The sequence below is a fragment of the Roseiflexus sp. genome (assembly GCF_057785375.1).
In genome coordinates, this window is sequence record NZ_JBYNRX010000058.1 from 126,308 (window position 1) to 138,298 (window position 11,991).

At 61.3% G+C, this 11,991-nt stretch carries 10 protein-coding genes and 1 other RNA gene; 7 read left to right on the plus strand and 4 right to left on the minus strand.

Translation table 11 applies throughout. The features are described 5' to 3' along the window. Nucleotides 1–2 precede the first annotated feature (2 nt). Nucleotides 3–1,181: a thiolase family protein gene (locus tag AC3EA7_RS10465; protein WP_488613997.1), complete on the plus strand. Its 1,179-nt coding sequence runs from the start codon at nucleotides 3–5 to the stop codon at nucleotides 1,179–1,181. A 407-nt stretch (nucleotides 1,182–1,588) separates the two neighbouring features. On the opposite strand, the gene AC3EA7_RS10470 is transcribed toward AC3EA7_RS10465, so the two are convergent. Next, entirely contained in the window at nucleotides 1,589–1,879 is a 291-nt protein-coding gene (locus AC3EA7_RS10470; RefSeq protein ID WP_488613998.1) for a PspC domain-containing protein, read from the minus strand. A 96-nt stretch (nucleotides 1,880–1,975) separates the two neighbouring features. Here AC3EA7_RS10470 and AC3EA7_RS10475 point away from each other — a divergent pair, with 96 nt between their 5' ends. Together AC3EA7_RS10475 and sucC are read left to right on the plus strand one after the other, a co-directional pair. Next, complete coding sequence (locus AC3EA7_RS10475) at nucleotides 1,976–2,368, plus strand: ASCH domain-containing protein (RefSeq protein WP_488613999.1); 393 nt, start codon at nucleotides 1,976–1,978, stop codon at nucleotides 2,366–2,368. 63 nt (nucleotides 2,369–2,431) lie between these two features. After that, a complete protein-coding gene (sucC, locus tag AC3EA7_RS10480; protein WP_488614000.1) occupies nucleotides 2,432–3,571 on the plus strand; it encodes an ADP-forming succinate--CoA ligase subunit beta in 1,140 nt (379 codons plus the stop codon). Nucleotides 3,572–3,649: 78 nt separating this feature from the next. Here the strand turns inward: sucC and AC3EA7_RS10485 are convergent, their stop codons facing one another. Both AC3EA7_RS10485 and AC3EA7_RS10490 read right to left on the minus strand, forming a co-directional pair. Continuing rightward, on the minus strand, nucleotides 3,650–5,374 hold the full coding sequence (locus tag AC3EA7_RS10485; RefSeq protein WP_488614001.1) for a DUF262 domain-containing protein: 1,725 nt from the start codon (nucleotides 5,372–5,374) through the stop codon (nucleotides 3,650–3,652). Between the two features lie 35 nt (nucleotides 5,375–5,409). Further along, nucleotides 5,410–7,134, minus strand: a complete 1,725-nt coding sequence (locus AC3EA7_RS10490) for an aldehyde dehydrogenase family protein (protein ID WP_488614002.1) — start codon at nucleotides 7,132–7,134, stop codon at nucleotides 5,410–5,412. A 328-nt stretch (nucleotides 7,135–7,462) separates the two neighbouring features. Between AC3EA7_RS10490 and AC3EA7_RS10495 the strand changes: the two genes are divergently transcribed. From AC3EA7_RS10495 to holA, 3 genes are all read left to right on the plus strand, one after another. Then, entirely contained in the window at nucleotides 7,463–8,464 is a 1,002-nt protein-coding gene (locus AC3EA7_RS10495; RefSeq protein WP_488614003.1) for an aldo/keto reductase, read from the plus strand. Nucleotides 8,465–8,509: 45 nt separating this feature from the next. Further along, nucleotides 8,510–8,682: non-coding RNA, 6S RNA (gene ssrS, locus AC3EA7_RS10500), on the plus strand. Between the two features lie 21 nt (nucleotides 8,683–8,703). After that, on the plus strand, nucleotides 8,704–9,651 hold the full coding sequence (gene holA, locus AC3EA7_RS10505; RefSeq protein WP_488614004.1) for a DNA polymerase III subunit delta: 948 nt from the start codon (nucleotides 8,704–8,706) through the stop codon (nucleotides 9,649–9,651). A gap of 3 nt (nucleotides 9,652–9,654) precedes the next feature. Here holA and rpsT read toward each other — a convergent pair whose 3' ends face one another. Further along, complete coding sequence (gene rpsT, locus AC3EA7_RS10510; RefSeq protein WP_488614005.1) at nucleotides 9,655–9,927, minus strand: 30S ribosomal protein S20; 273 nt, start codon at nucleotides 9,925–9,927, stop codon at nucleotides 9,655–9,657. Between the two features lie 329 nt (nucleotides 9,928–10,256). On the opposite strand from rpsT, the gene murJ reads away from it, so the two are divergent. After that, complete coding sequence (gene murJ, locus AC3EA7_RS10515) at nucleotides 10,257–11,960, plus strand: murein biosynthesis integral membrane protein MurJ (RefSeq protein WP_488614006.1); 1,704 nt, start codon at nucleotides 10,257–10,259, stop codon at nucleotides 11,958–11,960. The last annotated feature ends 31 nt before the right edge of the window (nucleotides 11,961–11,991 follow it).

The following is an 11,991-nucleotide window of genomic DNA, read 5'->3' on the forward strand; positions in this document are numbered from 1 at the left end:
CAATGCTCAACGCCAACGACATCGTCATTATCGGCGCAGCGCGCACGCCAATCGGCAAATTCCAGGGCATGTTTCGCGCTGTTCCCGCCACCGATCTCGGCGCACGTGCGGTTCGCGCCGCGGTCGCACGGGCTGCCATCGATCCGGCGCTGGTCGATGAGTGCATCATGGGAAACGTGGTCGGCGCAGGGCTTGGGCAGGCGCCCGCCCGTCAAGCGGCGCTGCGCGGCGGTCTCCCCGAATCGGTCGGCGCCCTGACGATCAATAAGGTCTGCGGCAGCGGACTCAAGGCGGTGATGCTGGCTGCCGCGCTCATCCGCTCTGGTGAAGCATCGCTCATCGTCGCCGGCGGTATGGAAAGCATGACCCGCGCCCCCTATCTCTTGCCGCAGGCGCGCGGCGGCTATCGACTGGGCAATGCTGAACTGGTTGACTCGCTCATCTATGATGGTTTGTGGTGCGCATTCGAGCATCATCACATGGGGCACGCCGCCGACTGGACGGCGCGCACGTATGGGGTCACCCGCGAGCAGCAGGATATGTACGCCGTCGAATCGCAGGCGCGCGCTATCGCTGCGCAGGACGCCGGGGCGTTCGCCAATGAAATCGCCCCGTTCATATCGCAGAGCGGCGATACCCTTGCCGTCGATGAGCCGCCGCGTCGCGGCGTGAGTCTCGCAACCCTCAGCAAACTGTCGCCCGCCTTTTCACCCGACGGGACGGTGACTGCTGGCAATGCCCCCGGTCTGACCGACGGCGCGGCTGCACTGGTGGTCACCAGCGCGCAACGCGCAGCCGATCTCGGTGCGCGCCCGCTGGCGCGGTTGATCGGTGCAGCGCAGGCAGCGGTGGCGCCGCGCGAGGTCTTCACGGCGCCGGTGTACGCTATTCGCCGCCTGCTCGCGCAGACGGCGACGACCCTTGACGACTACGATCTGTTCGAGATCAACGAAGCGTTCGCTGCGCAGGTCGTTCAGAACATTCGCGCGCTGAACCTCGACAGCGACCGGCTGAATGTGCATGGCGGCGCCATCGCTCTGGGGCATCCGATTGGCGCCAGCGGCGCGCGCATCCTGGTAACACTCATCCATGCCCTGTTCCGGCGCGGCGGCGGGCGCGGGATCGCAGCGCTCTGTCTGGGAGGAGGCGAAGCCGTGGCGGTCGCACTAGAGACCCTGTGAGACTCTCTGCATACCTGATGTTCAGGCGTCATTGCGAGTTGCCACGATCCGTTCGCGGCAGGCGCCGCGAAGCGCAGCATCAGCACGCCGCTCACCCGCGCGGACATGAATGCCCGCGCTCAATGCACGAAGCCCCGCTGACGCGAGGCTGGCGTCTCCCGAGTGAGGGCGCTTGAGCGCCCTTTGTGGGATCAGCCCGACGGTTATGGACTTTGAAATTATTCCGCTATCCGCCTTGTAGCCTGGCGACTAAAGTCGCGGGCTACGGGAAGCGAAGCCCGCCTTCGCGGGCTCGACGTGGCGATGCCGGATTAATTTCTCAAAAACCATCACCGTCGGGCGAACGCTGGTGTGTCTCACAATGACGGTAATATGCGCTTTCTGGAGAGACTCCGGACGGAAGGGCATTACGCCGCAAACAGGCTGCGCACACGTGCGACATACTCTTCAACAACCGCGCGCATATCGGCGATATTCTCGCGGATCTGCGCACGAGGATCGACCTCGCGGCTATCCTCGGCTGGCACCAGGATCCACATCGCCAGGTAGAGCAACGTGCCAAAGCCGTTGATCAATGCCAGAAACAGAAAGCCGAGGCGTACAAATACTGGGTCGATATTGAGCGCGTGCGCCACGCCTGCGGCGACGCCTCCCAGAATGCGTTCACTGCGAACGCGACGAAGTGTTCGAGTTTCCATCGTTCGTTTCCCGCCCGGCGCTGCTCAGATTTCGTAGCAGTCTGTCCGGGCGCTCCTTTCTGCCCATTACGACGCAGCGGACGAGGCGAAAGTTGCATGGCGCGCCATCTTGCCATCCTGCGCGAACCCTACCTGAGCCGCATCCTTGCCGGTGAGAAGACGATCGAGTCGCGCTTCCTGCGGGTGCGCGCGGCGCCGTATGGCTGTGTTACTGCCGGTGATACACTCCTTCTCAAACGCGCCAGCGGACCCATCGTCGCCACTGCGCGAGCAGCGCGTGTCGCAACATTCGACGATCTGACGCCAGTGCACATTGCGGCGTTGCTCGAACACTACGCCGCCGAACTCTGTCTCGACGACGACGTGCGCGCCCGCGCCTATCGCAGCCGCTACGCGGTGCTCATCTGGCTGACCGACGTTGCGCCGATCACCGATCCGCCGGCCATTTCCAAACGCGACCGGCGTGCATGGGTCGTGCTGGAAAGTTGACGCAATGCAGCGGAAATGATACTATCCGCGCAAGATACACGCGAGCAGGGAGAGGAACAGGCGATGAAGCTGCACGAGTACCAGGCGCGCGACATTCTGGCGCGCTACGGCGTACCGGTGACGGGCGGCGGCGTTGCGACGACGCCAGCGGAGGCGCGCGCAATTGCCGAACAGATCGGCGGGCGGGTCGTGGTCAAGGCGCAGGTGTTCGTTGGCGGGCGCGGCAAGGCGGGCGGCGTCAAACTTGCCGACACCCCGGATCAGGCCGAGCAGGTCGCCGGGCAGATCCTTGGGATGAACATCAAAGGGCTGACGGTCGAAAAAGTGCTGGTGGCTGAAGCGATCACCTACGAGCGTGAGATCTACCTGGGCGCGATTATGGATCGCGCCTCGCGGCGGATTGTCATGATGGCATCGGCAGAAGGCGGCGTCGAAATCGAGGAAGTCGCCAAAACCAACCCGCAGGCAATTGTCAAGGTGGCGGCGCACCCGATGCTGGGGCTGCTCGACTTCCAGGCGCGCGATCTTGCCTACGGCATTGGGTTGACCGACGCAAAACAGGCGCGCCAGTTTGCGCAGATTGCCACGGCGCTCTACCGCGCTTACATGGATGTCGATGCGTCGCTGGCAGAGATCAACCCGCTCGTGGTGCGCGCCGACGGGTCGTTGCAGGCGCTTGACTCGAAGATCGTGCTGGACGACAGCGGTCTCTTCCGCCACTCCGATCTCGAAGCAATGCGCGACGCTTCAGACGAACCGGAAGCCGAGCAGCGTGCGCGTGAGGCAGGCATCACCTATATCAAACTCGACGGCGACATCGGCTGCATGGTCAACGGCGCCGGTCTGGCAATGGCGACGATGGATGTTGTCAAACTGTACGGCGGCGAGCCTGCCAACTTCCTCGACATTGGCGGCGGCGCCAGCAAAGAGAAGGTCAAGACCGCACTGCAGATCATCCTCTCCGACCCAAATGTGAAGGCGGTCATGTTCAATATCTTCGGCGGCATCACCCGCGTCGATGAAGTGGCGCGGGGCATCGTCGCCGCGCTGTCGGAAGTCCAGACCGACGTGCCCATGATTGCGCGCCTGGTCGGCACGAACGAAGAGGAAGGGCGGCGCATCCTGGCAGAGTCGGCGTTGATCCCGGCGGCGACGCTGGCGGAAGCGGCGGAGAAAGCCGTCCACGCCGCGCGCTCGCGGTGATGGGGGCAGGGGCGGATCAGGGTAGGGCAGGTGGTAGACGGGCGTCGGGGGGGCAGGTCGTAGACCTGCCCCTCCCTGTCACCCCAGGGTTCGTCGCGCATCCATCTGCGGCAGACGCCAGATACCCGTCGCAATGCGCGCCATCCGGCGCTGACGCTCCGCCAGGCGCTCGACCGTCCATGCTTCATTCTGTTCCGCAATATCACGAGTGATCTGAAACTGACTTTGAGCATAGACCGGTCGTTTCTCGCTGAACGGCTTATTTCCGACAGCGCGGTTAAGCGTCGCTTCCAGCAGGGTTAGATTACCAAGCCGATACACCCATTCTTCGATCTGTTCGTCATCGATGTGTTCCCAGCCATCTGTCGGATTTTCGGGTAGAACATGTTCGAGCGAGTAAGCCGAATTATCGGCATCATGATGGGTATGAGACACCTGTGTCTCGATCGTGGACAGAATATAGCGTGCAACCTGCCGATTGCGTGATGAAGTAGTTCGTAACACCTTAACTGCAAACGCATTGCGAAATGTTTCATCATCGACATAAATCGGCGCGAGAGCGCGTATGACCTCGGAAGAGTGTGTTATTTCACCACTAGTTATGCGCCGTGCGATATCGTTATATACGCGCTCTTGTTCGTGGGTTAGCATATTGCTAATGACATTGTAACGAAATGACACGATGCTGACCGCACGTAGCACGCTGGTAAATCCTTCCTCATCAAGCGAGCGGTAAGCCGCCAGGAGCAAGGACCAGGGTTGACGGACGCTGAACATCCGCAATTCGCGAACATGCTCACGTTGCGTCTCGGTCCACAGTCGATCCTCTGGATTCGCCAGAGCAGCATAAACTGGAACGTCCTCTTCCATGTACCGCAACAACTCAAAAACTTGCCCTTTATTTGGAGTTGCAGCACGAATGACTTTGAAAAGTTCGGACTCACGCACCAGTTTTTCACGACTGTTCCAATGCGCTCGCAAAAAGGCAGGAAAACTTTCACTGCCTAATTGGTCAATCATCCGGTTCCAACGCCGTTCCAGAGCCTCTATCTCGGTCTCGTGAGAACCATCACGGTAAACAATCGAAAAGAGGTAGTTTTTCAGGAGATCGGTTGGTGAAAGGCGCACACCGCGTGCGTTGAGCGTCTCGAACACCTTAAAGGCATTAAGTTCATCATTCACTGTAATGACGGTAAAAAACAATTTATCCGCTGTATCACTGAGAAACCTCGCCATAACAGCACCATCTTTATGAGTAGCGTATTCTTCGGAGACTCTTCTGTAAAACCAATCGAAACCGCGCCGTAGTAAATGTTCCGATGATCTCAGGCCGCGTTGTGGCAATGGCAGCAACGGAACTAATCGATCACGATAGAAAGCGTCGTTGTTGCGATTGAGTGTGAGTTTGGTTTGCGGAACGAGCGTTACAGGATCCAGATAGCCAATAAAACTATTGCGCAGCTGCTCTGCACGGCGACGATTGTCTTCTGACTGAATATTACGCTGTGCCAGATCGTCCAGCGCCTTCAACACTGCCAGCGCCAGCAGGCTCAACGTCGTCAGACGCTGTTGCCCATCGATAATATCGAAACGTTTCTGATCCTGTGTTTGGAGGACAAGATATCCCATGTAATGCGCCGGTTCAGCGCCGGTCATGGTGTTCTGAATATCCTGCCACAAATCTTCCCACTCATCTTGCGTCCAGCTGTAGTCGCGTTGAAAGAGCGGCACATGGTAGGTCAGACCATTGCCCAGTAACTGGCGCAGGGTCATATTTGTTGTGTTGAAGTTGATGACCGACATCGCTCGTTTTCCTTCGGAGGATGGTCTCTCAGGTCTCACCTCCGCAATGTCAGGCGCAGCAGTTGCGCCAGGCGCCACGGCGAGGGCGCCTGTTCCAGCCGGGTGATGGCTTTGCACACCTCGATGTTGTGGTGCGGATCGACGGAGAGAAACATCCGGGGAATGCGGAACGAACCGCGCAAGATTGATTTTTGTGGACGAGGAAGCATCAGCGGATTTTCGACTTTGCCGCTGAACGGGCCATCACTCTTTTCGGCAAACGCGCCCCACGGCAGCACGCCGGCCAGCACCGCCTGCTGTGCCACCGCATTAATGGCCACTGTGCCGTACCGGAGATCGTTCAATGCCCGCTCGAATGCCGCACGCACCCGCCGATCACGGAGGGTGCGCGGATGGATGAGGATGGTCACTGCCAGTGTGCCCCGCACACGTTGATTGAGAAACTGAACTGCCTCATCGATAAACGTTGCTGCGTCCCTGGCATCGAGCGCCAGTTCGCCGACTGCCGGACAGAACATCGTGCGCACGAAGCAGTCCGTGTCGAGTGCCGATGGGGTCAGATCGGGGATAACCGTCCAGGGCAGATGATCCATATCCGCCTGCCCGATACGATGCGCGCGCGCATGAGCGTTCAGCAGCGCATCGAGCTGACGACGCGCTTCTGGAAATGGCGCCTGCCGGGTTGGGACGCGCGTCAGCACCTGTTCAAACGCCGCCAGGAATGAATCGCGCTGACGCCAGCTCCGGTGCTGCACGATCAGGCGTGGAGCCGCAGAAACATATGCCGCATTACATACAAACGCGCGTACAAGCAGCATCGCATGGTGGTGCAGATCGTCGTCGCTCCAGGGTCCTGGAACGACCAGCACCGGCGTGACATTACCCACCTCGCCGCTAAACGGCTTTGTCAGCACCGGTTCATGGCGCATCCGGCGCTCTGCGCCTTCCTGTCCCTCGCCGAAGACCAGTGTGTCGAATATGGCATCGGCGCCGCTGAAATGGACGGTATCGATCAGCGGATGGGCGCAGAGATATGCATCGAGGTCGCGGTCGCCATAGATCAGCCGAACGACGCCATATTCGAGGAGCGAGCGGAAGGTTTCTTCAAAGAGCGACGTGAGCGGCGCCTGCGTTGGGTGCAATTTCAATGCAACGACTTCATTGGCGACGAACAATTTGTGCAGAATATCGGTGACGGGAAGAAAACTCGATGTCTCTGCATTCAGCACCAATCCGACGCGCCCGTGTTCCGCCGGCGTTCGATAGGCGTCTGCCTGCTGTTGCAGCACCTCTTCGGCGGTCAGTCCCGGCTCGATCCAGACCTCGCCGGTCATCCGGGGGAAGATGGCAGTATCATAGCGGCTCGCCGGCAGCACCGGCGCCACGACCTGCTCGTTGGGATGGGCAGTTAAGCCGTCTGGCAATTGGGGACGCCCCTGGACACGGATATCCATCAGCGCCTGGTGCAGCAATCGCAGTGCGCGGGTGAGAATCGTGAACCAGGTGCGTTCCTCCCCCTCGCCATACCCGCCAGGCGCCAGTCCTTTGGCTTCCAGGCTCAGTGTGATCCAGCGCTCTTCAGCATCGGCAAGCGCGCGACGCAGTGTGGCGAGGAGTGCGATCCGCTCATCAAGGCTGACCTGAATCCAGGGGTCTTTGCGTGCGTGGAGATCGGCAAGCGCCCGATCAACGTCCGCCCACATTGGCGGTGTTTGGGGCGAGGTCGGCGCAGCCCGATGTTCTGGTGCAACGGCCGTCATAACAGCCTCCTTCATTTTCCCGCAGGCAGCCTTTGTCCGCCCTGGCTCGCTCCAGCAATAGCACAGATCGTCTGATCGCTGACCGGCAATCTTACGATTGTCTCAACCACCCCGTTATTGTAACATAACGCCATGCATCGTGACGGAAAGAGCCGTTGCGCCATGCTGAATGATCGACAACCCACCTCGAAAGTGTGGTAGCATTGCAAAGCGAGCGAAAGGTAGGGGCAACCCGTCGGTTTGCCCGCGATGGGTTGCCCGCGGCGGATTGACCGCGGCAGGTTGCCCCGCGTCGATGGCGGAACCGTTGCAAACAAGGACATCAACCATGGAATACCGTCTTTTCGGACGCACCGGCGTGCGCGTGGCGCCGTTGTGCATCGGCGCAATGAATTTCGGCAATCCGACCGACGAAGCCGAGGCAGTGCGTATCGTTGATCGCGCCCTCGATGCCGGCATCAACATGATCGACACCGCGAACAGTTACAACAACGGCGAGAGCGAGCGCATCATCGGGCGCGCGCTGGTGCGCGACGGCAAGCGCAATCAGGTCTTCCTGGCAACGAAAGGGCACTTCCCGGTGGGACCCGGTCCCAACGACCGGGGCAACTCGCGTCTGCACCTGATGCGCGCCTGCGAAGACAGCCTGCGCCGGTTGCAGACCAATCACATCGATCTCTACCAGATCCATCGTCCTGACCCGCACACGCCGGTTGAGGAGACCCTCGCGGCGCTGACCGATCTGGTGCGCCAGGGAAAGGTGCGCTATGTCGGTTGTTCGACGCATCCGGCGTGGCGCGTGATGGAAGCGATCATGGTTAGCGAGTTGAAGGGGTATGTGCGCTACGTGTCGGAGCAGCCGCCTTATAACCTGCTCGACCGGCGCATCGAGAATGAACTGCTGCCTCTCTGCCAGGCGCATGGCCTGGCAGTCATTCCCTGGGCGCCGCTGGCGCAGGGAGTGCTGGCGGGGCGTTATACCGACATCTCCGCGCCGCCACCGGACTCGCGCGTCGTGCTGCGTGGCGGCATCTACGCTGAACGTGTCACCGCGCGCGGTATCGAGATCGGTCGCGCGTTTGCTGCACTCGCGCATGAGCACGGTCTGACGCCTGCCCAACTTGCTCTTTTGTGGGTCAAGGATCAGCCAGGCATTACTGCGCCCATCTTTGGTGTGCGCACCCTGGCGCAACTCGAAGAGGCGCTGCCGGTTCTGGACATGACGTTGAGCGATGACCTGCGCGCCGCATGCGACGCACTCGTGCCGCCGGGAAGCGTCGTGGTTGATTTCCACAACACGTCGGGCTGGATGAAGATGCGTGTCGCCTGACCGGATTCGCAGTTGCCAGAAACGACGTCTGGTGGTACGATCAATGTAACCCTACCCCGGTCGGGGGCGGTGTGTTGTTTCGAGCCAACACAGTTTCGAAGGGAGTCGCGCTCCGAAATCATGGGCTATGCGGCGGGCCGCAGATACCCACGGGCCGGCACCCACCTGCCTTGTGCAGGTTCGAAACCTATCCGTCTCACGCCGGAGGTGGGGTTTTCTCCTGTTCCAGGTGCTGCGCCATGCTGTTTCTCATTTATGGTTCCGATGAGTACGGACGGAGCGAGGCGCTGGCGGCGCTGAAGGCGCGTGTGCCTGCCGAGGTCGCTGATCTGAATGTGACGACCCTTGATGGACGGCGGGCAACGCTTGATGACCTGGCGACGGCATGCGAGGCAATGCCATTCCTCGCCGACCGGCGGCTGGTCATTGTCTACGATCTGCTGAAACATCAGAAAGCCGGCAAGGATCGCGATGACCTGCGCGCATACCTGGAGCGTGTGCCGGATGCCTGCGATCTCGTGTTTCTCGAAAGCGACGACGTTGATAAACGGAGCAGTCTGTTTACTTTTCTGAAAAAGCACGCTGAGATACGCGAATGCGCGCCCCGTGAGGGCGCCGAACTGCTGCGCTGGCTGCATGATCGCGCCAAACATCTCGGTGTGACGCTCGATAAAGATGCCGCGCAACGGTTGATCCTGCTGGCGGGGAACGACGGGCGATTGCTGATCACCGAACTGACCAAACTGGCCACGTTCGTCGGGCGTGGCGGACGTATTACCGTTCGCGAAGTCGATCTGCTGGTCGCCGACACGCAGGAACAAAATCTGTTCGCCTTTATCGACGAACTCAGCGCGCGTCGTCGGAGTGCGGCGCTGACAGCGTTGCGCCGCCTGCTCGACGACGGTCAGGCAGCGCAGTACATTCTGTTCATGATGGCGCGTCAGGTGCGAATTCTGCTGGGGGTCAAGGATCTTGCCGCACAGCGCCTGCGCCCCGATGATATTGCGACCCGACTTGGGCAGAAACCGTTTGTGGTGCGTAAAGCCATCGAGCAGGCGCGCGGTTTCAGCCTTGCTGATCTGCAGCGGCTGCACCAGCGCCTGCTCGAACTTGATCATGCCTCAAAAACGGGACGCGCAGAGATTGAAGCCGGACTGGAACTGATTGTTGCTGGACTGTGCTCGTGATACTCAGGATGTTGGGGTCGCCATCGCTTTGGCGAGTTTCTTTGCCAGGCGCGACTTGCGCCGGGCGGCGTTGTTTTTGTGGATGATCCCCTTGACTGCCGCACGATCCAGCAGGCTCATCGCCTCTCGAACCAGTTCCGGTTCGGGGGCGCCGGCGAAGATGGCGCGCTCTGCTTTCCGAATCGCCGTCTTAACCCGTGAGCGGTACATCTTGTTGCGCAGCGCACGGTGCGCATTTGAGCGAATGCGTTTTTCAGCAGACTTTGTGTTTGCCAAGACTCGAACTCTCCTTGAAACTACAGGTGTTGCTCATAATGAAAGCGGCTGCAGATGCGCCGCTCGTACTGATGCGGTATTATACCAGGAAGCGACGATCCGCGCAACCGTTGAGGTGACCGTCACCGCGTGGGTAGCGGGCAGTCCCGCGCGATGCGTGCGCAGGCAGGGGGCATGGGCGGAGCGCAGGGGCAGCCGCAAGAGTGACGGTCACCTGGGGTGGGTGGGCAGTCCCGCGCGATGCGTGCGCAGGCAGGGGTATGGGCGGAGCGAAGGGGCAGCCGCAGCGGTGACGGTTACCTGGGGTTGGTTTGGTTCTTGGTTCTCTCATGAAACGCGCTCTGCTGAATACCATTATCGTCGCGGCCGGATACCTGGCGAGTCGGGTGCTTGGTCTGGCGCGCGATGTGCTGATCTCGCACCAGTTTGGCACCAGCGCCGAGCTTGCAGCATTCCGCGCATCGTTCGGCATTCTTGACCTGATCTACCTGGTGATTGCCGGAGGCGCGCTGGGTTCGGCGTTCATCCCGGTGTTCTCTGAGGCGCTTGAACGGCGGCGTGATGCCTGGCGGCTTGCTTCTGCGGTGCTGAACCTGACGCTGCTGGCGCTGGTAGCGGCGTGCACGGCCGTCTGGGTTTTTGCCGCGCCGCTTGTGGCGCTAACCGTCGGGCGCGGGCTGGATGAGGCAGAACGCGTGCTCACGGTCGATGTGCTGCGCCTCATGCTGATCCAGCCGTTCCTGCTCGGTGTCGGCGGTCTCGCCAAGGCGACGCTCGAATCGTTCAACCGGTTTACGCTGCCTGCCATCGGCTCGAACCTGTACAACCTGGGGATCATCGGCGGCGCGCTGTTCGCACCCTGGCTCGGCGTCTATGGGCTGGTCTGGGGCGTCAACATTGGCGCAGCGCTCTTTGTCCTGGTTCAATTGCCGGGGCTGCGCGCCGTCGGAGCGATGTATCGGATCCGAGACGTGGCCAATGAGCGGGGTGGAAACGCACAGTCGGTCGCCCTTGCAAGGAGTGACTCGATCCATCGGGGCGAGCGCCGATCCGGTGTTCGCAGGGCATTCTTCCCCTTCCTGAACCTGTTTTACGCTGAAGGCGTCGGGCGGATGCTGCGGTTGCTCGGGCCGCGCCTGTTTGGGCAATCCGCCTGGCAGATCAATATGATTGCCAGCGTCAGCCTGACGTCGACGCTGGGCAGCGCGGCGCTGGCGGCAAACGCCTATGCGCTCCAGTTAATGATGCTGCCGCACGGGTTGATCGCGCTGAGCCTGGCGACGGTCCTCTTCCCTGAAATGGCGCGCCAGTATGCCGCCGGCGACCGGGCAACGCTCCGCGCAACGGCGCTTGGCGGGGTGCGCGCCGTGTTGTTCCTGGCGTTGCCCGCATCGGCGATCCTGGGCGTGCTGGCGCTTCCGGTGCTGCGCGCCCTCTTTCAGCGCGGCGCCTTCGATGCTGCGTCGGCGGCGCTGACCACCGAAGCGCTGTCGGCATATGCGCTGGGGCTTGCCGGATTTGCCGCCGCCGAAGTGATCGTGCGCGCCTTCTTCGCCATGCAGGACACCCGCACGCCGGTGATCGTCGGCATCGCGGCGGTGGCGCTCAACATCAGCATGGGATGGTCGTTCCTGCGCCTGGGGATGGGCTTGAGCGGGCTGGGATTGGCCTTCAGCCTGGCGAACCTGTTTGAAGCCGCTCTGCTCCTCGTGCTGCTTGGACGGCGGTTGGGCGGGTTGGAGCGCGACTTCTTCCGCGCAACCGGCGCCATGATCCTGGCGACTCTGGCGTGTGCGTTGACCCTCGCTCTTCTGTACCATTCCTCATTTGTGGTATTGCCCCTCGTTGCCCCTGGTGACACCTACCGCTGGCCCGGCGACTTCCTGCCGCTGCTGGTATGGCTGGCTGGCGCAACGACCGCTGGCGTCCTGGCATACGCCGGGGTCGCTGCGCTGTTCCGGGTGCCGGAATTTGGCGCCGCCATCGCGCGCGGGCAGCGCATGCTGACGCAGGTGCGGCTCAGGTTCTCCTGAATTCTTGTTCCTGGTTTCCAGTTCTCGGTTC